This window comes from Cryobacterium ruanii, from assembly GCF_004404055.1.
Taxonomy (GTDB): domain Bacteria; phylum Actinomycetota; class Actinomycetes; order Actinomycetales; family Microbacteriaceae; genus Cryobacterium; species Cryobacterium ruanii.
In genome coordinates this window covers 101,539-124,414 of record NZ_SOHK01000004.1, presented here as the reverse complement: position 1 = coordinate 124,414, position 22,876 = coordinate 101,539, and the positions used below count along the sequence as shown (strand labels likewise).

Here is a 22,876-nt window from a genome sequence, read left to right as displayed (position 1 = left end):
TAAACGCCGTTCCCGGCAGCTACTGCCGCCGGGAGGCGCGGCTAAGCCGGTCGGTGCCCGGGTCGTTGCCATGGCTTTGGTGAAGAATCCCGGCTAGCCGATTGCTCTGCTGAGCCGGCACATTAGATCAGTGACCCGACAAGTCCGACCGCCTCGAGCACGCCGCCGGCCTGAACAATCTGATTTCCGTCTTCGGCGACCTGCTCGCCCAGGAAGCGAGTGCTTAGTCCAGAGCGAGAAGCGCTGTGGCCAAAGCGGAATCGACCACCAGCGAGTGCAGTAGCTTGCCCTTGAGTGCTCCATGGGTTCCCGCCGCTTTCTGTACGCCGGCAGCGACGCCGACCACCTTGGGAATCTTGCGCAGACTCGCGAGGTCGATCGCAATAACGTGGTCATTGACGGACGAATCAACGGGCCGGCCGCTGCCGTCGAAATAACGTGTGCAGCAGTCACCCACGGCACCGGAATCACGGAACTGGGCAAGTTCGGTGGCTGACAGCGACATTGAATCGATGATTGCGGAGGATGCGCCCTCGCCAACGCTGCCGATGCCGACAATGGCCACCTGGGCTTCGCTGGCTGCTTCCAACACCGTTCGAATCGACGTTTCGGTGAGGAACGCCGTGCGGGCTGTCGTGGATTCAACCACGGCCGGCGCGTACAAGCGCCGATGGCGGGCGCCCAACTTGATCGCGAGTGCTCGAACGAGAACATTCCCGTCTCGGGCCGCATCCACGATCGACAGTCCGCCAACCAGTGGAAGAATTTCGAGGGTGGAGTGTGTGGGATCGCGCGCGGTTTCCTCCACCACTGCCTGAACAGCCGACCCCCAGGACACCGCGATCGATCCTTCGAGGGGGAGGTGATCCATGAGCCACTGAGCGCCCAATTCGCCCACACGTGCTAGCTGCATTTCTGGTGCTCCGCTTGGCGCGACACGTGCTTCCTGGAGTCCGTATTTTTCGATCAGGTCGCGTTCCAGCTTCGAATCTCGCCGAAACGGAGCGTTGATTCGGATATCGACAATCCCATTGGCGCGGGCGCTCGTGAGAACCCTCGACACGTTGGAACGAGAAATGCCCAGTTCGGTGGCAACTTCGGCTTGGGACTTGCCCTCGATGTAGTACAGAGTCGCCGCGCGAACAAACATTTCCTGCTCGCGTGGGCTGGGCATTGGTGGCTCCCTGGGTCAGATCGCCCGCTGGCGTGACGTAGACTCAAATTGTATCAGCATGAGTCCATGCCCGGGTCCCGCGCCCGCCGGGCCGGGTCAGACCCCTGACCTAAACTGGGAGGCGTGACCATGCAACTGTACGATTCGAAGGCCCAGGCCTTGCGTGACTTCGTCCCCCTCGAAGCGGGCCGGGTCTCGATGTACGTGTGTGGGCCCACCGTGCAGTCCAGCCCGCACATCGGACACCTGCGCAGCGCCCTGGTCTACGACCAGCTGCGCCGCTGGCTCAGCTACCGCGGCCTGAACGTCACGTTCGTACGCAATGTCACCGACATCGACGACAAGATCCTGATCAACGCCAAGGGCTCGAGCGAGCAGTGGTGGGCCCTCGCCTACCGCTTTGAGCTGGAGTTCACCGCCGGCTACCAGCGCCTCGGCATTCTCGCGCCGACCTACGAGCCGCGCGCCACGGCGAGCATCTCCGAGATGCAGGCCATCATCGCCACCTTGATCGAACGCGGCCACGCCTACGCTGCCCCCGACGCATCCGGCGACGTCTACTTCGACAGCGCGAGCTGGCCAGCCTACGGCGCGCTCACCCACCAGTCGCCCGCCAATATGGAGGCCGCGACTGATGCCTCGCCCCGCGCCAAACGCGACACGCGCGACTTCGCCCTGTGGAAGGGTTACAAGGCCGACGAACCCGCCTCGGCCGCGTGGACCTCGCCGTGGGGCCAGGGCCGACCGGGCTGGCACATCGAATGCTCGGCCATGGCCGCCCGGTACCTCGGCGACCACTTCGACATTCACGGCGGCGGCCTCGACCTGCGCTTTCCGCACCACGAGAATGAGCTGGCGCAGTCGACTGCGGCCGGCAGCGACTTCGCGAACTACTGGGTGCACAACGGTCTGGTCAACGTGAACGGGCAGAAGATGTCCAAGTCGCTCGGCAACTCGGTGTTCGCGGCCGAGCTGCTCGACCAGGCTCGCGCCATCGTCGTGCGCTATTTTCTGGGCGCCGCCCATTATCGCTCCACCATCGACTACAGCGACGGATCGCTCGCCGAGGCCGAAGCGGCCCTCGAGCGCGTCGAAAGCTTTCTCGACCGGGCCGATCGCCGGCTGGCTGGCACCCGGTTCGCCGGGAGCGGCGTCGAGGTCGTGCCCGAGGATTTCGCGACTGCCATGGATGACGACCTCGCCGTTCCGCAGGCGCTGGGTGTGCTCCACGACACCGTGCGCGCCGGCAACGCCGCGCTGGATGCCGAAGACCTGCACGCTGCGGCATCCGCTCGCAGTGAAGTGCTCGCGATGAGCGAAGTGCTGGGAATAAACCCTTTGTCGCCCGGCTGGGCCGTGGCAACAGACGAACCGGCCATGGTGGCCCTGAGTGCGTTGGTCGAGCGACTGCTCGGCGACCGCAACCTCGCCAGGGAAAACCGCGACTATGCGGCTGCCGACCGAATCCGGGACGAACTCGTCGCCGCCGGAATCACCATCGAAGACACCCCGTCGGGTGCCCATTGGAGCTTTGACTGATGAAAAATCTAGACCGCAAATCGCGCACCGGAGCGGTGCGTAAGGGCAGCCGCGGAGCGCAGGTCGGCTCCGGCGGCCAGGGCCGCCAGGCGCTCGAGGGCAAGAAGCCCACCCCCAAGGCCGAAGACCGTCCGTATCACCCCGCCGGTAAGCGCAAGGCGGCCGCCGAGCGGTTCACCGCGGCGGGCGGTTTCAACTCGCGTCCAGCAGCGGATGCTTCCGCCAACCGCGGTTCGTCCCGCGGCGGCCCGGCCGGGGCAGCCCGCGGCGGAACGCCTCGTGGTGGCACCCGCGGCGCCTCGCAGGCACCCCAGCGCGGCACCGGAAACAGCGGCGGCGGCGGATCCTCGACGCGTCGTGCGAAGCAGATCGACGAGCACGAGATCGTCACCGGCCGCAACTCGGTGCTCGAGGCGCTGCGTGCGAAGATTCCCGCGCTGACGCTCTACATCGCCGCGCGCATCGAAATGGATGAGCGGGTCAAAGAGGTGTTGCTGATGGCGACGAGCCGCAACATCCCCATTCTCGAGGTCATGCGCCCCGAACTGGACCGTCTCGCCGGTCGCGACGCGGTACACCAGGGTCTGGCGCTCAAGGTTCCCGCCTACGAGTACGCGCACCCGATGGAGCTGCTCGAGCTCACCATCAGCCGCGGCCATAAGCCGTTGTTCGTGGCCCTCGACGGCATCACCGACCCGCGCAACCTGGGTGCGATCATCCGCTCGACCGCTGCGTTCGGCGGTCACGGAATCATCGTGCCGCAGCGCCGCTCGGTCGGCGTCACGGCTTCAGCCTGGAAGACCAGTGCTGGCGCGGCAGCGCGCACGCCCGTCGCGATGGCGAGCAACCTCACCCAGACCCTGAAGGCGCTCAAGGCGCAGGGCGTGTTCGTGCTCGGTCTCGACGGCGACGGCGACGTATCGCTGCCCGACCTCGGCACCGGCTTCGCCGAGCGGCCCATCGTGATCGTCGTCGGCAGCGAGGGCAAGGGTCTGTCCCGCCTCGTCACCGAGACCTGCGACGCGATCGTCTCGATTCCCATCAGCGCCGCGACCGAGTCGCTCAATGCCGGAATCGCCGCCGGAGTCACCCTGTACGAAGTGGCCCGTCTTCGAGCCCAGATCAAGGCAGCGAAGGCCGCCAAGCTCTAAGACGACTGTTGCCCGTTCGGACGAGTGCGGCCGGTGCGCCAGCCGCACTCGTCCGAACGGGCGCCTGCTAGACCTTGAGCATCCAGTCGTCGGCATCGTCGGGGTCCGCCGACGTGTCTTCCCCGAGCTGTACCCGAATCGGCAGCGTGATCGAGCCGGTGAGGGGGTCGATCACGGTCGCCTCGTCGCGTCGGTGCCTCAGTACGTCCTGCACGTACGAGGTCACGGCCTCGGCTAGCGGAATGTCCCGCGACTGGTTCTGTGCCATATACCAGCGGTGATCGAGCAGTTGGTGAAATACCTGAGCACGCTCGAGTTTGCCACGCAGCTCCTCGGGGATGGCTCGCACGACCGGCTCGAACACCCTCACCAGCCACTCGTGCGCCACCATCTCCTCATCGGCGCCCGGATCCCCATAGGCAGCCCGATACGAGTCGAGGTCGTTCAGCAGGCGGCGGGCCTGGTTCTCTTCGGCGTCCAGCCCGGTCAGGCGCAGCAGCCGGCGTTGGTGATGCCCGGCGTCGACGACCTTCGGCTGGATGCGCACACTCGAACCGGTACTGTCGGTCTTGATCGCAAGCTCCTCGATGTCGAAGCCGAGGTCGTTGAGGCGTTGCACCCGCTGGGCGATGCGCCACCGTTCGGAATTCGAGAACGACTCCGAACCGGTGAGCTCCTTCCAGAGCAGCCGGTACGCGGCGACGATCCCGTTGCTCACCCGAATCGGGTCGAGTTCGTCGGCGACACGGCCGCCGGCCTCGAGGTCCATAAGCTCGCCGGCAATGTTCACCCGGGCAATTTCGAGGTCGTTCTCACGCTGGCCGTTCGAGAGCCCGCCAGAGTACAACTGCCCGGTCTCAGCATCAACGAGGTAGGCGGCGAACGCCCCGGCATCGCGCCGGAACAGGGTATTCGACAGTGACACGTCACCCCAGAAGAACCCGATCATGTGCAGCCGCACCAGGAGCACGGCGAGGGCGTCGACCAGTCGGGTCGCGGTATCCGGGCGCAGGGCGTGCGAATACAGTGCCCGGTAGGGGAGGGAAAACTTGAGGTGACGCGTGACTAGAACCGAATTGAGCGGCTCTTCCGCGGCATCCGTTCTGTTGGTGATGACGGCGACCGGTTCGACGCAGGGAATCTCGAGGTTGGCGAGGGTACGCAGCATGTCGTATTCGCGCTTGGCCATCTCGCTCGTGGTCTCCTTGATGGCGACCACCCGTCCACTCAAATGCGCGAACCGCACGAGGTGGCGCGAGATGCCCTTGGGTAGTGAGGCGATGTTCTCATTCGGCCAGGCGTCGAGGGGCAGCTGCCACGGCAGATCGAGCAGGGCAGGATCGGCCGTAGCCGAGGTGATATTGAGGGAACCGCTCATGTTTTGACCCTAACTTACGAAAAAAACGGCCGAAGGGAGCGAACTCCCTCCGGCCGTTCCAAAAAAACCGACCAGTAGTTCACGACCAGCCGGTCACGACCAGCCGGTCACGACCAGCCGTTCAAAAAACACCGGTCAGAAAGTGGACTAGTCGGTGACGGCGCCGCCGAGGCGCAGGCCGGTTTCGGCGTCGAACACGTGCAGGTGGTTCGGTGTGGCCGTGAGGTACACCGTCTCGCCGGCGTTCGGGTGCGAGCGGCCGTCGACGCGAGCGACGATATCGGTGCGCTTGCCTTCGATCGTGGAGTGACCGTAGAGGTAGCCGTCGGCGCCGAGTTCCTCGACCAGGTCGACTTCGATCTGCAGGCCATCACCCGCGATGGACGACATCTGGATGTCCTCCGGGCGAATGCCCACGGTGACCTTCTTGCCGGTGGAGCTGGCGAGGGTTTCGCGCTGCACGGGAACGGTCGCGGTGCCGAACTTGATGCCGCCGTCGACGGTGTCAGCGAGGAACAGGTTCATCGCGGGGCTGCCGATGAAGCCGGCCACGAAGACGTTTTGCGGTTTCGCGTAGAGATCGCGGGGCGAACCGACCTGCTGCAGGATGCCGTCCTTCAGGACCGCAATCCGGTCACCCATGGTGAGCGCCTCGGTCTGGTCGTGGGTCACATAGACGGTCGTGACGCCGAGTCGACGCTGCAGCGACGCGATCTGCGTACGCGTCTGCACGCGCAGCTTCGCGTCGAGGTTCGACAGCGGCTCGTCCATCAGGAACACCTGGGGCTGGCGCACGATGGCGCGGCCCATAGCCACGCGCTGACGCTGGCCACCGGAGAGCGCCTTCGGCTTGCGGCTGAGGTACGGCTCCAGGTCGAGCAGCTTGGCGGCTTCGAGCACGCGCGCGGCGCGCTCGTCCTTGTTGATGCCGGCGATCTTGAGCGCGAAACCCATGTTCTCGGCGACGGTCATGTGCGGGTACAGCGCGTAGTTCTGAAAGACCATGGCGATGTCGCGGTCTTTCGGCGGAACATCCGTCACATTACGCTCACCGATGAAAATATTGCCGTCGTTGACCTCTTCAAGCCCGGCGAGCATGCGCAGGGAGGTGGACTTTCCGCAGCCGGACGGGCCGACCAAAACCAGGAATTCGCCATCGGCGACCTGCAGGTCGAGCTGGTCAACAGCCGGTCGAGTGGAACCCGGGTACAGCCGGGTCGCTTTGTCAAAGGTCACTGAAGCCATGATTATTTCTCCTTCACCGGCAGGAACGTGCCGGACGATCCGTTGTGAATAGGATTTGTGCGTCGGGCGCCGAAGCGCGAGACCTTACCATTATTACACTACGGATGCCCCGGCGCGGGTCTGCGCCCGTTTGGTCGTTTCCCAGTCAGGGGACCTACTATTCCAAAAGTGCCTTCAGGCGCGCCCCTCCTTCTCGAAAGCGATTCTCTATGACTATTGGCGGAACCAGCGACAGTAGTCCCTCAAAGAATCGCCGGCGTGACGCCGCCCGGGTGAAGGCGAAGCAGCTTCGAGTCAGCCAGAAGAAGAAGGACCGCCGCAACAGGGTTTTCCTGCAGGGTGGCATCGGCATCGCCGCCATCGCCATCGTCGTTCTCGTCTCCGTCATCATCGTGAACTCGATCAAACCGGCCGGTCCCGGTCCTAAAAACATGGCCAGCGGAGGGGCGCTCATCGGCGAGGGCATGATCACCGCCCTCACGCCGGCGCTGCAGCCCGACGCCAGTCCGCGAGCATCCGAACCCGATCCCACCGGCGCCGTCGCGAACATCCGCATCTACGTCGACTACCTGTGCCCCCTCTGTGGCGACTTCGAAGAGGCCAACACCGAGCAGATCGCCCAGTGGGTCGACTCGGGAGCGGCAACGGTCGAAATCCACCCGGTCGCCATCCTCACGAGCAAGTCGGCCGGTACCAAGTACTCCCTGCGGGCGGCCAACGCCGCAGCCTGCGTCGCCAACTACTCGGCCGACGACTTCTTCGACTTCAGTTCCGCACTGTTCGTCGACCAGCCGGAAGAGACCTCGCCCGGTCGCAGCAACGACGAGATCAAGACCGTCGTAAGAGAGGCCGGCGTTAGCACGGCGCTCTCCAGCATCGATTCCTGCATCGACAACGGCACCTACGAATCATGGGTCAAGGCCGCTACCGACCGCGCGCTTGACGGCCCCATTCCCAACTCCTCAATGAAATCCATCATCGGAACGCCCACCATCCTGGTCAATGGCAAGCCGTACACCGGTTCGCTTGAAGATCCCAAAGAGTTCGCCTCCTTCGTGCAGCAGGCGCTCGGCGAGACCTACTCCACCTCGACACCGACACCGACCCCGCCGCCCGGCGGTTAATAGCTGCGCAGAGCGAACGCGCCGGCTCGCACCGTGCGCATCCTCTGCGCTGTTGCCCGGGGTGGCGCGGAAATCATTTAGGATGGACTTTCGAGGCCTGTGGCCTCATGCCGGCCTGGCGCAATTGGTAGCGCACCACTCTTGTAAAGTGGGGGTTACGGGTTCAAGTCCCGTGGCCGGCCCTTTAGCCCCTACTCCCGACCGGGAGGCAGGGGCTTTTCCGCGCCCGGGAAGCTCGGCCCCGCCGGCCGCACGACCCGCCACGTACACTGATGGCTGGGGTTTTAAGAGCGGATGACTGCCCCGCGCTCCCCGAGAGGAAACACGCATGAGCCTGATCCGGCTGAACGACGTCAGCATCCGCTTTGAGAACACGCAGATTCTGCGCGAAGCGTTCTTTCGCCTCGAACCCGGTGACCGGGTCGGCCTGATCGGCAGGAACGGCTCGGGCAAGTCCACCATTCTCAAGCTCATCCTCGACCAGGTCTCGCCCGACACCGGCGAGGTTACCCTCGAGGACGGCATCCGGGTCGGCTACTTCTCCCAGTTCTCCGAGCTCAACGGCGCGCAGACCATCACCGAGGTGCTCGATGACCTGTTCGTGGCGGTGAAGGCGGCCCTGGCCGAACTCGCGGCGATCGACGCGGCGATCGCCGTCGATTCCTCGGCCAGCGCCGAACTCGACCGGTTGATCGGCCGCCAGGGTGAGCTGTTCGAAGAGATGGACCGCTTGGACGGTTGGGACTACAAACGTCACATCGATACGGCCCTGACCACCCTCGGCTTCAACGAGGCCCACCGCGTCTGCGCCATCGATGAGCTCTCCGGCGGCTGGCGCAACCGGGCGGCCCTGGCCAAGATCGTGCTCGAAGCCCCCGATGTGCTGCTGCTCGACGAGCCCACCAACTACCTCGACGTGGCCGGCGTCGAATGGCTCGAAGCCTGGTTCAAGAGTTTCACAGGTGCCGCCATCGTTGTCTCGCACGACCGCAAATTTTTGGACGCCGTCGTCACCCGCATCATCGAAGTCGAGAACTTTCACCTGCACGAGTACCCCGGCAATTTCGGCGAGTACATCGTGCAGAAGCAGTTTCGGCTCAAGACCCTCGAGACCCAGTTCGTGCACGAATCGGAGCTGCTGGCCTTCGAGGCCGAGGGGATCGCCGACCGCCGAGCGGCCGCCAAGGCGGAGAGCCGCCAGCTCGGTAACCAGCTCGCGCATATCAAGAAGTCGCGCACGCCGCGCCCGGTCGACCAGATCATCACCGAGATCTACGGCAAGCTGCACGTCAAAGACGTGCTCTGCCGAATCGACGGCCTGGCCAAAAGCTACGGGGACAAAGTCTTGTTCGAGAACCTCAGCTTCGAGGTGCGCCGCGGCAACCGCATCGTCGTGCTCGGCAGCAACGGCAGCGGCAAGACCACCCTGCTGCGGGTGCTCACCGGCGAGGAAACTGCCGATCGCGGCGACGTCGCCTGGGCCAGCGGTGCCGGCGTCGTCTCGTACAACCAGATCCTCGCCGAACTCGACGAGAGTGACACGGTCAGCCACGCCGTCAACGCCATGCCCGGCAGCCTCGCCCTCACCGCGACGAAGAAATCGGTCAACCGTTTTCTGACCATGTTCCAGTTCAGCGAGGCTGACCTCAAACAGAAGATCGGCAACCTCTCGGGCGGCCAGCGTGCTCGCGTGGCCATGGCCCAGTGTCTGCTCTCCGGCGCGTCGGTGCTGCTGCTCGACGAACCGACCAACCACCTCGACATGTCGAGCACGCAGGTGATGGAACGCGCCCTCGTGCACTTTCCCGGCGCCGTCGTGGTCGTCAGTCACGACCGGTTCTTCACCGACAAGATCGCCAATCGCCGCCTGGTCTTCGGCAGTGACGGGGCCGCCCCCGGCGAGATCGAGGTACGCGCTGCCTGATGCCCCACCGCTTCTGTCCTTCCTCCAGGCGGGGCTTCGGCCCGGAACGTGGGCCCGGTTTATAAACTGGGCCCGGGGCCATACGGTGGGCCCGGCCGCACTGGCGGCCCGCGCGCGGTCCGCGGCGCCGACGCAGCATCGTAAAATTGCCACGTGACCTCGACCCGTGCACCACATCTGACGAATGCCGGCGCGCCGGTCTGGCTTGCTCTCGTCTTCTCGGTGTTGATCGGCGCCCTGTACGCCGTCCAATCCCGGGTGAACGGCGAGCTCGGGCACCAGATCGGTGACGGATTCACCGCCGCCGTCATCTCCTTCGGCTCCGGCCTCGTCATCCTCAGCCTCGGACTCATCGTGTTCCGCCGCGGACGTCGCGGCTTGCAACTCGTCGCCCGCGGCGTGAAAGCGAAACGCCTGTCCTGGTGGCACCTGCTCGGCGGCCTGGCTGGCGCCCTGTTCGTGCTCTCCCAGGGTCTTGTCGCCGCGCCCCTCGGCATCGCGCTGTTCACCGTTGCCGTGGTGGCTGGCCAGACGGTGAGCGGCGTGCTCATGGACCGCTTTGGCATCGGACCGGGCGGCCGACGAAAACTGCACGCCTCCAAGATCGTCGGCGCCGGGCTCGCCCTGGTCGCCGTAGCCTTCACCGTCAGCGGTGAACTGCGTGGCAGTGACGCACTCTGGCTGCTCGCACTCCCGCTGATCGCCGGCATCGGCCAGGGCTGGCAGCAAGCCGTCAACGGTCAGGTGCGGGTCACCGCCCAGAGTGCGCTCACGGCCACGTTTCTAAACTTTCTCTCCGGCACCATCGCGCTCGTTCTCGCCGCCCTCGTACACGGCCTGCTGGTCGGCTTCGCGCTCGACCTTCCCGGCAACCCCTGGCTCTACACCGGCGGCCTCATCGGCTGCATCTTCATTGCCGGCGCTGCGCTCGTCGTACGCACCACGGGGGTGCTCATGCTCGGTCTCTGCATCGTCGCCGGTCAGCTGGTCTGCGCCCTCGCGCTTGACCTGCTCGCGCCAACCCAGGGGCATCCGCTCGGCCTGACGACCATCGTCGGCACCGCACTCGCCCTCGTGGCCGTCGTCATCGCCGCGGTGCGCTGGCGCCGGCCCGGCCGCGCCCACGCCCGGTAGAACCTACAAAGCCCCCAGAAACTCCTCCGGATCGATCGACAAACGCACGCCCGGCTTACAGTCAGCCGGAACACCGCCGACATACAGCCAGCCGAGCAGCTCTTCGCCGTCGCCAAGGCCGTGCAACTCCCGCACGGCCGCCGAGCGCACGAGCGGTCCGGTGCGCCACATCGCGCCCCAATCGGCGTCTTCAAGCAGCAGCGTCAGCAGGTGCGCGACGCCCGCCGCCACCGCATCCTGCTCCCAGTCGGCCACCTTGACGCTCACCCGCCGGGAGACGATGACCGCCAGCAGCAGCGGTGCCCGCAGCGGCTTGCCGGCCAGCTTCAGAGCATCATCGCCTACACAAGCGGATGCCGCCACAAACGCCGCTCCCAGCCGCTCCCGCGCCGCGCCCCGCAGTTCGAGCAGGCGCCACGGCCGCAACGCTCCGTGATCGGCCACCCGAGCTGCCGCCGCTACGAGCGGCAGCAGCTCCTCGCGGGTGGGTGCGAATGACGTCACCCGCGAGTAGCTGCGCCGGCAGTTGACGGCGTGGAAGACCGCCGAGGAGGGCACCGCGCTACTCTGCGGGCGTGAAGTTGAGCGAGATTGAGTTCATGCAGTACCGGTCGCCGGTCGGAGTGCCGAATCCGTCGGGAAAAACGTGCCCCAGGTGCGAACCGCAATTGGCGCAGCGCACCTCGGTACGCACGCTGCCGAGCGAGCGGTCTTCGAGCAATTCGACTGCTTCGGGCCGCACCGACTCGTAGAAGCTCGGCCAGCCGCAGCCGGAATCGAACTTTGTGCCGCTTTTGAACAGCTCGGCGTTACACGCGCCGCAGGTGTAGGTGCCAGCGCGCTCTTCGTCGAGTAGTTCGCCGGTTCCGGGGCGTTCGGTGCCGGCTTCACGCAGCACCGCGAACTTCTCCGGGCCCAGTTCCGAGCGCCACTCGCTGTTTGATTTTTTGATTGCATAGTCCATGGTGGATATCCCTTCGATCCGGCCGCCCGGATAACCGAACAGCGTCTACCCAGCCTAAACTCGTGCGGCCGCACGCGCATTCCGGGCTTCACCGTTTCGCAGCGTTTGCACGGCCCCCTACCCGAAGGCTGCGCCGACGCGGGCGCGCCGGAGGCAACATCCAGCCGCCCGCAAATAAGATGAGCGCGGCGGACCACCCGTCGAAACTGCCTGGGGGAGATGCGTCAATGAGTGAGAGAACACCGACGACGGAGCTACCAACCACAGCGGCGCCCGCCGGCACCACGTCCAAGAAGCCACCCCGGCTGAGCGAGCGCGACGAAGCCGTGCTCTCCTTCGAACGGCAGTGGTGGCGGCACGTCGGCGCCAAGGAGGAGGCCATCCGCGCTACCTTCAGCCTCTCGGCCGCCCGGTACTATCAAATATTGGGGGCTTTGGTCGACTCACCGCTCGCACTGGCCTTCGACCCGATGCTCGTAAAACGGCTGCAGCGGATGCGCTCCGCGCGATCCGAGGCACGCGCCAGTCGTTCGCGGCCCGCAGACGACTAGCACCCGACCGCATTCCGCCAGCACGGGGCCTTCGTCATCGTCCGATTCCGGCCCGGCTGGCCAACCAAGGATTCAACCAACATGGCGCGAAAATTTGCGAAAGATCGTTTCGATACCCACACGCATGCCCTCGACCGGGTGGGTGCCCACCGTGCCCCCGGCAAGAGGGGCCGCGGCTGGATCGGGTTCTGGTGGGCGCTCGGCGCCACCGTGCTGCTGATCGTCACTGGCGTCGTCGGTATCTTCGTGATCAACGATCGTCTGAACTTCTCCAACCTTCCGGGGCTGGCCTCGGCCAGTTCGACGCCGATTCCCACCGAGACCGTCATTCCCACCGCCGAAGCCACGGTCGACCCGGCGCTGACCGTGAACGTGCTGAACGGCTCCGCGAATGACGGTGTCGCGGCATCCGTCAGCGACACGCTCACCGCTGCCGGCTGGGTGGTCAGTGCCACCGGCAACGCCAGCACCGACACCGAGGCGACCACCGTGATCTATTACGCCGATGCGGGTCAGGAAGGTGCCGCCCGCGGAATCGCCGCCTCGCTGCCCGGCTCGAAGATCGTCGTCTCGACCGTCTTTGTCGAGTCAGGCGCTGCCCTGACCGTCGTCGTCGGCAACGACTACGTTCTGCCGGTGGGCTGATTCACAGTCGAACGTTAATACTTAGTGGGCGTTTTCTGATTCGTCAAGCCCCTTTTCTTCTGCGGTGACTTCAGTAACATCTGGTCTTGGTCACACATTTTGTTCGGGCAATACCCGCCCGGATCAAGAACGCTCGCCCAAGGTAACTTGCACCAGTAGGTAACTTGAAACAGAAGACTTGCTCTCGGGGATTTGCTGCTCGCACGGGATGACGCAGTCTCTGCGGCAGGGCCCGGAACAGCCAACGGGCGGTTGCCGTCGAAATTGAGCAAGGAGTAACACATGGCGAACGGAACCGTTAAGTGGTTCAACGCTGAAAAGGGTTTCGGCTTCATCACTGTCGACGGTGGAGGGCAGGACGTCTTCGTCCACTACTCCGCCATTGACATGAGCGGGTACAAGGTTCTCGAAGAAGGCCAGCAGGTCGTCTTCGAGGTCGGTGCCGGAGCGAAAGGCCCTCAGGCTGAATCGGTTCGACCGGCCTGACCTACCCCACAATGGGGTCTGTCCCCCACCTAACGCCGCCCGCTGCAACGGGCGGCGTTAGTGTTTACCGGTGACCAAGAAAAACACAGCCCGCACCACGCGAGGGCTCAAGACCGCCGGGCTGCTCGTTTTGATCGCGCCGGCACTGCTGCTGAGCGGATGCACCGGCACGACCCCGACCCCGTCCGCCTCGCCGAAAGGCGCCGTCTGGACTTCGAGCTATGTCACTCCCGCAGCGACCGAAACCGCTCCGCTGACGGGGGCCGCCGTGGCGGCCGGATCCTCGGCCCACCCGTCCCTCGCCGCTAAGGTCGACAACCATGTTGCGGCCCGCCCGCAGATCGCCATCGACCGCACCGACCTGGTCTTCGAAGAACTGGTCGAGGGCGGAATCACCCGCTACGTCGCGGTGTGGCAGTCCGGCATTCCCGACCAGGTCGGGCCGGTGCGATCGATCCGGCCGATGGACCCCGACATCATCGCCCCGTTCGGCGGCCTCGTGGCTTTTTCGGGCGGCCAGCAACGGTTCGTCGACGCGATGAACGCTACCGGCCAGATCAGCGCCATCTTCGACTACGACACGACGGGCCTGTTCTCCCGTTCCAAGGCGACGGCCGCCCCGCACAACGTCATTCTCGCCGCCGCAGAATTCGTCAACCGCAATGCCTCGGTCGCGCCGCCCGCGCAGCAGTACGCCTATGCGGCCACGCTTGCCGGAGCCTCCGCAGTGGTGGACGGCACGCCGATCTCGGTGATCAACACCCGGTTCTCCAACTCGAGCGCCCGCAGCTGGACTTGGAATGCGGAAGCGGCCGCCTACCTCCGCGCGCAAGACGGCGCGGCCGACCTTACTCCGGAGGGCACCCAGCTCAAGGCAACCAACGTCATCGTGCTGCGGGTGGATGTCACCGTCTCCCAGAGCATCCCCAAGACCGAGCTCATCGCCTCGGGCGAAGCGTCGATCTCGTCCGGCGGCAAGACCATTTCGGCCACCTGGAGCAAGGACTCCCAGAGCGCGCCGATCCGCCTCGTCGATGGCAATGGAGTGACAATTCGGCTGGCACCGGGCAATACCTGGTTTCAACTCGTGCCCAATGGCACGGGCTCGGCCGACCTCGTTCCCTGACCGTCGACCGGGAGCCGCTGGCCACCCCCGATGCTCGCTTGCACTCTCGACCCTAGAGTGCCAGAATCATTTTTAGCACTCTCGTCATCTGAGTGCTAACCCCATCATCGTTTGGAACGTCCGGGAGGGACGAGTTACACATATGGCAAAAATCATTGCATTCAATGAAGAGGCCCGTCGTGGGCTTGAGCGCGGCCTGAACATTCTCGCCGACACCGTCAAGGTCACCCTCGGCCCGCGCGGCCGCAACGTCGTTTTGGAGAAGAAGTGGGGCGCCCCCACGATCACCAACGACGGTGTGTCCATCGCCAAGGAGATCGAGCTCGACGACCCGTACGAGAAGATCGGTGCGGAACTCGTCAAAGAGGTCGCCAAGAAGACGGATGACGTAGCCGGCGACGGCACGACCACCGCAACCGTGCTCGCCCAGGCCCTGGTTCGCGAAGGCCTGCGCAACGTCGCTGCCGGCGCTGACCCGATCAGCCTCAAGCGCGGCATCGAGAAGGCCACGGCAGCTGTCATCGCCGAGCTCATCGCCAGCGCCAAGGAGATCGAGACCAAGGAAGAGATCGCCGCGACCGCGTCCATCTCTGCCGGCGACACCGAAATCGGCGCGATCATCGCCGAGGCCATCGACAAGGTCGGCAAGGAAGGTGTCGTCACCGTTGAGGAGTCGAACACCTTCGGCACCGAGCTTGAGCTCACCGAAGGCATGCGCTTCGACAAGGGCTTCCTGTCGGCGTACTTCGTCACCGACCCCGACCGTCAGGAAGCGGTCTTCGAAGACCCCTACATCCTGATCGTCAACTCCAAGGTCTCCAACATCAAGGACCTTCTCCCCATCGTGGACAAGGTCATCCAGACCGGCAAGCAGCTCCTCATCATCGCGGAAGACGTCGACGGCGAGGCCCTGGCCACGCTCGTTGTGAACAAGATCCGTGGCATTTTCAAGTCCGTCGCCGTCAAGGCCCCGGGCTTCGGAGACCGTCGCAAGGCCCAGCTGCAGGACATCGCCATCCTCACCGGTGGACAGGTCATTTCGGAAGAAGTCGGCCTCAAGCTCGAGAACGTCACGCTCGACCTGCTTGGTAACGCCCGCAAGGTCGTCATCACCAAGGACGAGACCACGATCGTTGAGGGTGCCGGCGACGTCGAAGCCATCGCCGGTCGCGTTTCGCAGATCCGTGCCGAGATCGAGAACACCGACAGCGACTACGACCGCGAGAAGCTCCAGGAGCGCCTCGCCAAGCTTGCTGGCGGCGTTGCTGTCATCAAGGCCGGAGCCGCAACGGAGGTTGAGCTCAAGGAGCGCAAGCACCGCATCGAAGATGCAGTGCGTAACGCCAAGGCTGCCGTCGAAGAGGGCATCGTCGCCGGTGGTGGCGTTGCACTCATCCAGGCCGGCAAGACCGCATTCGAGAGCAAGGCAGTCCTTGACCTCGTCGGCGACGAGGCCACTGGCGCGAACATCGTGCGCGTTGCCATCGACGCCCCGCTCAAGCAGATCGCGCTCAATGCCGGCATGGAGCCGGGCGTTGTCGCCGACAAGGTGCGCAACCTGCCCGTCGGATGGGGCCTCAACGCCGCCACCGGCGAGTACGTCGACATGATCGCTGCCGGCATCAATGACCCGGTGAAGGTCACCCGCTCCGCGCTGCTCAACGCCGCGTCGATTGCCGGACTGTTCCTCACCACCGAGGCCGTCGTTGCCGACAAGCCCGAGAAGAACTCGGCTCCGGCCGGCGACCCCTCGGGTGGCATGGACTTCTAAGTCCAGCCAGCAGCACCAGCACTAAGAAGAGTGGGCGTCTCCTTCGGGAGGCGCCCACTTTTGTGTGCCCGCCTAGCGCGCGAACATTTGTGTGCCCGCCTAGCGCGCGAACATTTGTGTGCCCGCCCAGCGCGCGAACATTTGTGTGCCCGCCTAGCGCGCGAACATTTGTGTGCCCGCCTAGCGCGCGAACAACCGGGTGTTGGCCTGCTCGGTCTCGGCGTACTGCTGCCCGGCCACGCTCAACGCCTGGTTGAGCAGGGTCAGGCTCTCCTCCAGCTGTTGGTGCATGCCGCGCCACTCGGCGAACGCGCCCTGAAAAGCAGCCGAGGCCTGACCGGTCCAGAAACCTTCCAGGCTGGTCAGCTGGGCGTTCAGTTCACCGACATCCGCCTGCACCCGCGCGATAGTACCGCGGGCAGTACTCGCGGTGCTCTGCACCGCCTCGCTGTCGACCTGGAAGCTCGTCATGGTGTGCCCTTCTCCTACATAACAGTGGTTGGTGACTGTGAGCGTAGAAGGCGGGCGAGAGCATCCACTTGCCACTCCTGAATCTGTGAGCTATGGCTGCCCTCTCAACCGGGGGAGGAGTCGCCTATGGGACGACGGGCTGGGCGTGCTGCGGGGCGCTCGGCGTGCCGGCCAGGGGGAGCGAGACGCGGAAGGTGGCGCCGCCACCCGGAGTTTCGACGACGTCGACGGTGCCGTTGTGGCTCGCGACGATTGCGGCGACGATGGCGAGCCCGAGGCCGCTGCCGCCGGTTTCGCGGGCACGAGAGGAGTCCGCCCGCCAGAAGCGCTGGAAGATCTTCTCGCGAATCTGCGGGGGGATGCCGTCGCCGTGATCGACTATGGCTATGGAGGCTCGCTGGGTGCGCGGGTCGACCATGACCTCGAGTTCGATCGGACTGTCCGAGGACGTAAAGCGCATCGCGTTGCCCATGAGGTTGGTGATGACCTGGCGAATCTTGTTCTCTTCGGCCATCACGATCGGCGGAAGTTGCGCGTCGACCGGCAGCACGGTCGGCTCGGCGTCCGGCAGAACGGCGGTGCCCCGACGCGGCTTGCGCGTACGCAGCCGCGCCAGTGTGGCGCCGGCGAAGGCGATGGCCCCGGTCGGGGTTCCCGTTCCCGATGGACGCGTGATCGCGCCCGTCGTGACGCTCTCCACCGCGTCGTGGTCGGACGCCGTGACCTCACCGGAGTCGCCGAATTCAGAATGTGCGTCGTGGTCGACGTCGTCGACCCTCGGCCCGAACACCAGCGGGGGAGTGAGCACGGTAACCTGGCGGCCCGGGGAACTGGCCATGGCATCGAGGGCGGCGTCCCGAGCAAGCGGAACGAGGTCGACCGGGGTCGGGGCGAGCGGCTTGGTCTCGTCGAGGCGGGCCAGTTCGAGTAGGTCTTCGACCAGGCCGCCCATGCGAATGGCTTCCTTCTCGATGCGTTCCATCGCCTGTGCGACGTCTTCCGGGGTCTGCAGTGCACCCATGCGGTACAGCTCGGCATAGCCGCGCACCGAGACGAGGGGGGTGCGCAACTCGTGGCTCGCATCTCCGACGAAGCGGCGCATCTGGTCGATGGTGCGGGCGCGATCCTTGAAGGCCCGGTCGATGCGGCTGAGCATGATGTTGAGTGAACGGTTGAGGCGACCAACCTCGGTGTTCGGGGTGGCGCCGCCAAGCCGCTGGCTGAAGTCGCCGTCGGCGATCGCGGCGGCGGTCTGCTCGGCCTCCCGCAGTGGCACGAACGTGGTCGTGACGAGCACCCGGGTGAGCATGGCGCCGATCAGCACGACCCCGGCGCCGAAGCCCAGAAAGATCGTGAGATAGGTGGCCATGGTGTTCTCCGTCGGCCGCAGGGACACCGCCATGACGAGCGTGCCGTAGGTGCCGGTGGGGCTGATCACCACGGGCACCATGATCGCGTGGAATTCGGTGTCGTGGGCGGCATCCCACAGGGTTTGAATCTGCCCGTCGAGTTGCGACACCCGCTTCAGGTCGAGCGGCATCCCGACCACGGGCAGTTCCGCGTGGTCGCGTTCCTGCCAGGTTCGGGTGATCAGGGCGCCGTCCTGGTCGTACAGCGCCACGAAGTAGTCCGAGGCGACGCCCTCGGTATCACCCTGCGAGAAGACGCTCGACGAGTAACCGCTGAGCGCGGTCTGAGTATCCACCTGCAATTGCGTGTCGACCTGGGTGACCACGTACTGCTTGAGCATGGCCATGGTGCCGATTCCCGAAACGAGCAGGCCGAGCGTGAGCATCAGCACCGTGACACCGGTGATCTTCGAACGGAGGGAGATGCTGCTCCACCGCCTGGACAGGGTTTCGTGCATGAGGGATCTAGTGTACGAAAGCTCTCTGTGACTAAGCCTTGGCAGCCTTGAGCATGTAACCGAAACCACGCTTGGTCTGGATGAGCGGTTCGCTCGAGTGCACGTCAACTTTGCGACGCAGGTAGGAGATGTAGCTCTCCACGATTCCCGCATCACCGTTGAAGTCGTATTCCCAGACGTGATCGAGGATCTGCGCCTTCGACAGCACCCGGTTGGGGTTGAGCATAAGGTAGCGCAGCAGCTTGAACTCGGTCGGGCTCAATTCGATGGCTTCGGTGCCCACGAGGACTTCGTGGGTGTCCTGATCCATGGTGAGTTCGCCGGCGCGGATCACGGCGTCTTCGTCGGCGTGCATAGTACGACGCAGGATGGCCTTAATGCGGGCGACGATCTCGTCGAGGCTGAACGGCTTGGTCACGTAGTCGTCGCCGCCGACCGTGAGGCCAGTGATCTTGTCTTCGGTGTCGTCTTTGGCGGTGAGAAAGAGGATGGGTGCGGTGTAGCCGGCTGAACGCAGGCGCTTGGTAACGCCGAAACCGTTCATGTCGGGGAGCATGACGTCGAGGATGATGAGGTCGGGTTCCTCCTCGAGTACGGCGGAGATGGCCTGTGCACCATTGCCCACAGCACGCACGGCGAAGCCGGCGAAACGGAGGCTGGTGGTGAGGAGGTCGCGGATATTTGGTTCGTCATCGACGATAAGGATGCGGGGGCCGTCAGTCATGCCCCCAGTATCTGCGCGTTAGCTGGAGCTTTGCTGATAGTGGGCGGAGTATACCGAGACCGACGTTCGATGATCGTGGTGCGGCCGCGATTACCGACATGATGGAAGAGCACGGTCAATCAGTTTCACAGAAAAGGACCGCAATGACCCAAATGAGAACCGGCACGGCACTGACGCTGCCTCAAATGGATGCCCCGCGCCGGCTAATCGGCGGCCGCACCTTCGATTTCGATCGCGAAGTGGCCGTGATGGCCATCATCAATCGCACGCCGGACTCGTTCTACGACCAGGGCGCGACGTTTGCGCTCGACGCATCCGTTGTGGCGGCCCATCAGGCCGTTGCCGATGGCGCAGACTGGATCGACATCGGCGGGGCGAAGTTCGCGCCCGGGCCGGCCGTGCCGGTCGAGCAGGAGATCGATCGCGTGGTGCCCGTGGTTGAGGCGCTGCGTGGTGCGGGCGTGGTCATCTCGGTCGATACCTTTCACCCCGCAGTGGCTGCCGCGAGTATCGCCGCCGGCGCGCACGTGATCAACGACACCACGGGGGTGCACGATCCGGCGATGGCCGATGTCGTCGCCGACAGTGACGCCACTCTCGTGATCACGCACAGCCTGGCGGCGCCGCGGATGCCCTATCCGGCGCCGCAATACGACGATGTCGTCGCCGAGGTCGCCGCCTTTCTGCTGGCACGGGTCGCGCGCGCCGTCGAACACGGTGTTCTGCGGGAGCGCATCATCATCGACCCGGGGCACGACCTCAACAAGACCACCCGGCACTCCCTCGAACTGACCCGGCGGCTCGACGAGATCACCGCCCTCGGCCTGCCCACCCTCGTTGCCGTCTCCAATAAGGACTTCGTGGGGGAGAGCCTGGACCGGCCGCGCGGCGAGCGGGTCGAGGGTTCACTCGCGGCTATGACGGTCTGCATCCTGCAGGGCGCCCGCATCGTGCGCATGCACAACGTGCGGGCCGCGGTCGACGCCGTGCGCATGACCGAGGCCATCCTCGGTTTTCGCGAGCCCGCCTACGAACGCCACAACCTCACCTGATGCGCGCCCAGCTGCCCCAACGGGCCCAACTGATCGAGCGCTACCGGGTACCGGATCGTCTCAAGCCTCGGGTACGCGTCAACTTCATCGCGAGCCTCGACGGTGCGGCAACGCACGAGGGGCTCAGTGGCGGGCTCAACAACGCCGATGACAAGATCGTCTTCGACACTCTGCGGCTGCTCACCGACGTAATCCTCGTTGGCGCCGGAACGGTGCGCGCCGAGGGATACGGCGGCATTCAAATGTCCCCAGAGGATGCCGCCTGGCGAGTCGCCCACGGACTCTCCCCCCAGCTGCCCGTGGCGATCGTGTCGGGGCGCCTGGATCTCGAGCCGGGGCATCCGGTTTTCACGGAGGCCGCGACCCGACCGATCGTGCTGACCCATGCTGCGGCGCCGGCCGACCGGCGGGTCGCGCTCTCAGCGGTAGCCGACGTGATCGACTGCGGCGAGCACGCGATCGACCCGCACCTGCTCGTGGCGGCGCTCGCCGCCCGCGGCCTGCCCCAGATTCTCTGCGAGGGCGGCCCTCACCTGTTCGGCGACCTCGTCGCGGCCGACCGGGTCGACGAACTCTGCCTGAGCCTCAGCCCCCTGCTCGAGGGCGGTGGCGCCGGGCGCATCGCCGTCGGGGCGACCGGAGCGACCCGCGCCATGGAGCTGCTGCACGTGCTGCGCGCCGGCGACATGCTGTTCCTGCGCTATGCCCGCCAGCAATCCTGACGCGGGCGGATGGCAGCCGCTGGGCCCACAATAAAAACCTGGGCCTAGTTTCTAACCTGGGCCCACGGACGGGGCCACGGCCCCGAACGCCTGACACGGCCCCGAACGCCTGGGCCCGGCGGCGCAAGCCTGCGGACCGGCTCGCGCCGCGAGGGCTGCGAGGGTCTGGTCAGACGGCCAGGGACTGCGGGTTGAGGCTCTGCGCGTCGAGGATCGTGTAGCTGTAGCCCTGTTCGGCGAGAAAACGCTGCCGGTTCTGCGCAAAATCCTGGTCGACGGTGTCGCGGGCGACGAGGGTGTAGAAGTTCGCTGACAGGCCGGACTCCTTGGGGCGCAGCAGCCGACCGAGGCGTTGGGCCTCTTCCTGGCGTGAGCCGAACGAGCCTGACACCTGGATGGCCACGGTCGCCTCAGGCAGGTCGACCGAGAAGTTCGCGACCTTCGACACGACGAGCACCTTCACCTCGCCCACCCGGAACGCCTGGTACAGCCGTTCGCGTTCGTCGATCGGCGTGGCCCCGGTGAGTTGCGGAGCTTGCAACACTTCGGCGAGCTCGTCGATCTGGTCGAGATACTGGCCGATCACCAGGATGCGTTCGCCCTCATGCTTCTTGATCAGCGCCTGCACCACGCCGAGCTTGGCCGGCGCGGTCGCCGCCATGCGGTAGCGCTCATCGTCTGCCGCGGCGGCGTAACTGAGCCGCTCGGACTGCGGCAGGTCGATGCGCACCTCGTAGCAGTTGGCGGGCGAGATGAAGCCCTGGGCCTCGATCTCCTTCCACGGGGCGTCGAACCGTTTCGGGCCGATGAGACTGAACACGTCGCCTTCGCGGCCGTCTTCCCGCACCAGGGTGGCGGTGAGGCCGAGGCGGCGACGCGCCTGCAGCTCAGCGGTGAGCTTGAACACGGGCGCGGGCAGCAGGTGCACCTCGTCATAGATTACGAGGCCCCAGTCCATAGCGTCGAGCAATTCGAGGTGGGCGTACTCGCCCTTGCGCTTCGCGGTGAGAATCTGGTAGGTCGCGATGGTGACCGGCTTGACCTCTTTCACCTGGCCGGAGTACTCGCCGATCTCCTCCGGAGTCAGCGTCGTGCGCTTGAGCAACTCGTCCCGCCACTGCCGGGCTGAGACGGTGTTGGTCACCAGAATGAGCGTGTTGGTCTTAGCGGTGGCCATCGCCCCGGCGCCGACGAGGGTCTTGCCGGCGCCACAGGGCAGCACGACCACGCCGCTGCCGCCGTCGAAGAAGCTGGCGACTGCCTTGTTCTGGTAGTCCCGCAGCGCCCAACCGTCTTCCTTCAGGGCAATGTCGTGCGGGGTGCCCGGTGTGTACCCGGCGAGGTCCTCGGCCGGCCAACCGAGCTTCACGAGCTCCTGCTTGAGCTGGCCGCGGGCCCACGCCTCCACGAGGTACGTCTCCGGTGACGGATGCCCGATCAGCAGGGGTGCGATGCGCTTGGCCCCTGCAATCTCGGTCAGTACGGCCTGGTCGCTACTGTGCAGCACGAGCGCGCCCTCGGAGTCGCGTTCGATGACGAGCCGGCCGTAGCGACCGACCGTCTCGGTGATGTCCACGCTGACCGTCTGCGGTATGGCGAATTTGGAATACTTCTCGAGGGTCGCGAGCATGTCCGACGCGTCGTGCCCGGCCGCCCGGGCATTCCACAGCCCGAGCCGCGTGATGCGGTAGGTGTGGATGTGCTCGGGGGCGCGTTCCAGCTCGGCGAACACGGCGAGGTCGTGACGAGCATCCTCGGCAAGAGGGTGGGCGACTTCGAGCAACACCGTGCGGTCACTTTGCACAATCAGGGGGCCATCAGACATAGC

21 protein-coding genes and 1 tRNA gene are annotated in these 22,876 nt (G+C 65.4%); 13 read left to right on the top strand and 9 right to left on the bottom strand.

The window, feature by feature from the left end; all coding sequences use genetic code 11:
• Nucleotides 1–223: 223 nt before the first annotated feature.
• Entirely contained in the window at nt 224–1,174 is a 951-nt protein-coding gene (locus tag E3T47_RS01330) for a sugar-binding transcriptional regulator (RefSeq protein ID WP_134553843.1), read from the bottom strand.
• A gap of 123 nt (nt 1,175–1,297) precedes the next feature.
• Between E3T47_RS01330 and cysS the strand changes: the two genes are divergently transcribed.
• A complete protein-coding gene (cysS, locus tag E3T47_RS01325) occupies nt 1,298–2,713 on the top strand; it encodes a cysteine--tRNA ligase (RefSeq protein WP_134553842.1) in 1,416 nt (471 codons plus the stop codon).
• Nucleotides 2,713–3,864 (top strand): 23S rRNA (guanosine(2251)-2'-O)-methyltransferase RlmB, encoded by a 1,152-nt coding sequence (gene rlmB / locus E3T47_RS01320; protein WP_134553841.1) that lies wholly within the window; start codon nt 2,713–2,715, stop codon nt 3,862–3,864. Before cysS ends, rlmB begins: the two co-directional genes overlap by 1 nt.
• A gap of 67 nt (nt 3,865–3,931) precedes the next feature.
• Here rlmB and E3T47_RS01315 read toward each other — a convergent pair whose 3' ends face one another.
• Together E3T47_RS01315 and E3T47_RS01310 are read right to left on the bottom strand one after the other, a co-directional pair.
• Nucleotides 3,932–5,242 carry a DUF4032 domain-containing protein gene (locus E3T47_RS01315; protein ID WP_134553840.1) on the bottom strand — a complete coding sequence of 437 codons (1,311 nt, stop codon included), beginning with the start codon at nt 5,240–5,242 and terminating at the stop codon, nt 3,932–3,934.
• 147 nt (nt 5,243–5,389) lie between these two features.
• Nucleotides 5,390–6,487: an ABC transporter ATP-binding protein gene (locus tag E3T47_RS01310; protein WP_134553839.1), complete on the bottom strand. Its 1,098-nt coding sequence runs from the start codon at nt 6,485–6,487 to the stop codon at nt 5,390–5,392.
• 209 nt (nt 6,488–6,696) lie between these two features.
• On the opposite strand from E3T47_RS01310, the gene E3T47_RS01305 reads away from it, so the two are divergent.
• The 4 genes from E3T47_RS01305 (at nt 6,697) to E3T47_RS01290 (ending at nt 10,669) form a co-directional block, all read left to right on the top strand.
• Nucleotides 6,697–7,611, top strand: a complete 915-nt coding sequence (locus tag E3T47_RS01305) for a DsbA family protein (protein WP_134553838.1) — start codon at nt 6,697–6,699, stop codon at nt 7,609–7,611.
• 109 nt (nt 7,612–7,720) lie between these two features.
• Nucleotides 7,721–7,793: transfer RNA gene (locus E3T47_RS01300), tRNA-Thr, on the top strand.
• Nucleotides 7,794–7,939: 146 nt separating this feature from the next.
• The gene (locus E3T47_RS01295) at nt 7,940–9,535 is read left to right on the top strand and encodes an ABC-F family ATP-binding cassette domain-containing protein (protein WP_134553837.1); all 1,596 of its coding nucleotides are present in this window, start codon (nt 7,940–7,942) and stop codon (nt 9,533–9,535) included.
• 153 nt (nt 9,536–9,688) lie between these two features.
• A complete protein-coding gene (locus tag E3T47_RS01290; protein ID WP_241981841.1) occupies nt 9,689–10,669 on the top strand; it encodes a DMT family transporter in 981 nt (326 codons plus the stop codon).
• Nucleotides 10,670–10,672: 3 nt separating this feature from the next.
• Here the strand turns inward: E3T47_RS01290 and E3T47_RS01285 are convergent, their stop codons facing one another.
• Nucleotides 10,673–11,227, bottom strand: coding sequence for a nitroreductase family protein (locus E3T47_RS01285; protein WP_134553836.1), 555 nt, complete (start codon nt 11,225–11,227; stop codon nt 10,673–10,675).
• 4 nt (nt 11,228–11,231) lie between these two features.
• Nucleotides 11,232–11,633, bottom strand: a complete 402-nt coding sequence (msrB, locus tag E3T47_RS01280) for a peptide-methionine (R)-S-oxide reductase MsrB (RefSeq protein ID WP_134553835.1) — start codon at nt 11,631–11,633, stop codon at nt 11,232–11,234.
• Nucleotides 11,634–11,860: 227 nt separating this feature from the next.
• On the opposite strand from msrB, the gene E3T47_RS01275 reads away from it, so the two are divergent.
• The 5 genes from E3T47_RS01275 to groL all read left to right on the top strand — a co-directional run bounded on the left by E3T47_RS01275 (nt 11,861) and on the right by groL (nt 16,212).
• Nucleotides 11,861–12,184 (top strand): DUF3263 domain-containing protein, encoded by a 324-nt coding sequence (locus E3T47_RS01275; RefSeq protein WP_198416564.1) that lies wholly within the window; start codon nt 11,861–11,863, stop codon nt 12,182–12,184.
• An 81-nt stretch (nt 12,185–12,265) separates the two neighbouring features.
• Nucleotides 12,266–12,829: a LytR C-terminal domain-containing protein gene (locus E3T47_RS01270; RefSeq protein ID WP_134553833.1), complete on the top strand. Its 564-nt coding sequence runs from the start codon at nt 12,266–12,268 to the stop codon at nt 12,827–12,829.
• Nucleotides 12,830–13,111: 282 nt separating this feature from the next.
• Nucleotides 13,112–13,315, top strand: coding sequence for a cold-shock protein (locus tag E3T47_RS01265; RefSeq protein WP_035834941.1), 204 nt, complete (start codon nt 13,112–13,114; stop codon nt 13,313–13,315).
• 70 nt (nt 13,316–13,385) lie between these two features.
• A complete protein-coding gene (locus E3T47_RS01260) occupies nt 13,386–14,441 on the top strand; it encodes a DUF3048 domain-containing protein (protein WP_134553832.1) in 1,056 nt (351 codons plus the stop codon).
• Between the two features lie 142 nt (nt 14,442–14,583).
• Nucleotides 14,584–16,212 carry a chaperonin GroEL gene (gene groL / locus E3T47_RS01255; RefSeq protein ID WP_092112469.1) on the top strand — a complete coding sequence of 543 codons (1,629 nt, stop codon included), beginning with the start codon at nt 14,584–14,586 and terminating at the stop codon, nt 16,210–16,212.
• Nucleotides 16,213–16,392: 180 nt separating this feature from the next.
• Here groL and E3T47_RS01250 read toward each other — a convergent pair whose 3' ends face one another.
• From E3T47_RS01250 to E3T47_RS01240, 3 genes are all read right to left on the bottom strand, one after another.
• Nucleotides 16,393–16,683, bottom strand: coding sequence for a WXG100 family type VII secretion target (locus E3T47_RS01250; protein WP_134553831.1), 291 nt, complete (start codon nt 16,681–16,683; stop codon nt 16,393–16,395).
• A 124-nt stretch (nt 16,684–16,807) separates the two neighbouring features.
• On the bottom strand, nt 16,808–18,550 hold the full coding sequence (locus E3T47_RS01245) for a sensor histidine kinase (RefSeq protein ID WP_134553830.1): 1,743 nt from the start codon (nt 18,548–18,550) through the stop codon (nt 16,808–16,810).
• Between the two features lie 31 nt (nt 18,551–18,581).
• Nucleotides 18,582–19,274 carry a response regulator transcription factor gene (locus tag E3T47_RS01240; protein ID WP_092112483.1) on the bottom strand — a complete coding sequence of 231 codons (693 nt, stop codon included), beginning with the start codon at nt 19,272–19,274 and terminating at the stop codon, nt 18,582–18,584.
• A gap of 152 nt (nt 19,275–19,426) precedes the next feature.
• On the opposite strand from E3T47_RS01240, the gene folP reads away from it, so the two are divergent.
• Together folP and E3T47_RS01230 are read left to right on the top strand one after the other, a co-directional pair.
• The gene (gene folP, locus E3T47_RS01235; RefSeq protein ID WP_174844621.1) at nt 19,427–20,326 is read left to right on the top strand and encodes a dihydropteroate synthase; all 900 of its coding nucleotides are present in this window, start codon (nt 19,427–19,429) and stop codon (nt 20,324–20,326) included.
• Nucleotides 20,326–21,048, top strand: coding sequence for a pyrimidine reductase family protein (locus E3T47_RS01230; RefSeq protein ID WP_134553828.1), 723 nt, complete (start codon nt 20,326–20,328; stop codon nt 21,046–21,048). Before folP ends, E3T47_RS01230 begins: the two co-directional genes overlap by 1 nt.
• Before the next feature lie 169 nt (nt 21,049–21,217).
• Here the strand turns inward: E3T47_RS01230 and E3T47_RS01225 are convergent, their stop codons facing one another.
• Nucleotides 21,218–22,873 (bottom strand): DNA repair helicase XPB, encoded by a 1,656-nt coding sequence (locus E3T47_RS01225; protein ID WP_134553827.1) that lies wholly within the window; start codon nt 22,871–22,873, stop codon nt 21,218–21,220.
• Between the last annotated feature and the right edge of the window lie 3 nt (nt 22,874–22,876).

What these genes read in the sequence shown, in the direction of transcription:
- E3T47_RS01250 (WP_134553831.1), bottom strand. Translation starts at nt 16,683, where the DNA reads ATGACGAGCTTCCAGGTCGACAGCGAGGCGGTGCAGAGCACCGCGAGT.
- msrB (WP_134553835.1), bottom strand. Translation starts at nt 11,633, where the DNA reads ATGGACTATGCAATCAAAAAATCAAACAGCGAGTGGCGCTCGGAACTG.
- E3T47_RS01330 (WP_134553843.1), bottom strand. Translation starts at nt 1,174, where the DNA reads ATGCCCAGCCCACGCGAGCAGGAAATGTTTGTTCGCGCGGCGACTCTG.
- E3T47_RS01275 (WP_198416564.1), top strand. Translation starts at nt 11,861, where the DNA reads ATGAGTGAGAGAACACCGACGACGGAGCTACCAACCACAGCGGCGCCC.
- folP (WP_174844621.1), top strand. Translation starts at nt 19,427, where the DNA reads ATGAGAACCGGCACGGCACTGACGCTGCCTCAAATGGATGCCCCGCGC.
- E3T47_RS01265 (WP_035834941.1), top strand. Translation starts at nt 13,112, where the DNA reads ATGGCGAACGGAACCGTTAAGTGGTTCAACGCTGAAAAGGGTTTCGGC.
- E3T47_RS01225 (WP_134553827.1), bottom strand. Translation starts at nt 22,873, where the DNA reads ATGTCTGATGGCCCCCTGATTGTGCAAAGTGACCGCACGGTGTTGCTC.
- E3T47_RS01315 (WP_134553840.1), bottom strand. Translation starts at nt 5,242, where the DNA reads ATGAGCGGTTCCCTCAATATCACCTCGGCTACGGCCGATCCTGCCCTG.
- E3T47_RS01295 (WP_134553837.1), top strand. Translation starts at nt 7,940, where the DNA reads ATGAGCCTGATCCGGCTGAACGACGTCAGCATCCGCTTTGAGAACACG.
- E3T47_RS01245 (WP_134553830.1), bottom strand. Translation starts at nt 18,550, where the DNA reads ATGCACGAAACCCTGTCCAGGCGGTGGAGCAGCATCTCCCTCCGTTCG.
- E3T47_RS01230 (WP_134553828.1), top strand. Translation starts at nt 20,326, where the DNA reads ATGCGCGCCCAGCTGCCCCAACGGGCCCAACTGATCGAGCGCTACCGG.
- E3T47_RS01310 (WP_134553839.1), bottom strand. Translation starts at nt 6,487, where the DNA reads ATGGCTTCAGTGACCTTTGACAAAGCGACCCGGCTGTACCCGGGTTCC.
- E3T47_RS01240 (WP_092112483.1), bottom strand. Translation starts at nt 19,274, where the DNA reads ATGACTGACGGCCCCCGCATCCTTATCGTCGATGACGAACCAAATATC.
- E3T47_RS01305 (WP_134553838.1), top strand. Translation starts at nt 6,697, where the DNA reads ATGACTATTGGCGGAACCAGCGACAGTAGTCCCTCAAAGAATCGCCGG.
- groL (WP_092112469.1), top strand. Translation starts at nt 14,584, where the DNA reads ATGGCAAAAATCATTGCATTCAATGAAGAGGCCCGTCGTGGGCTTGAG.
- rlmB (WP_134553841.1), top strand. Translation starts at nt 2,713, where the DNA reads ATGAAAAATCTAGACCGCAAATCGCGCACCGGAGCGGTGCGTAAGGGC.
- E3T47_RS01270 (WP_134553833.1), top strand. Translation starts at nt 12,266, where the DNA reads ATGGCGCGAAAATTTGCGAAAGATCGTTTCGATACCCACACGCATGCC.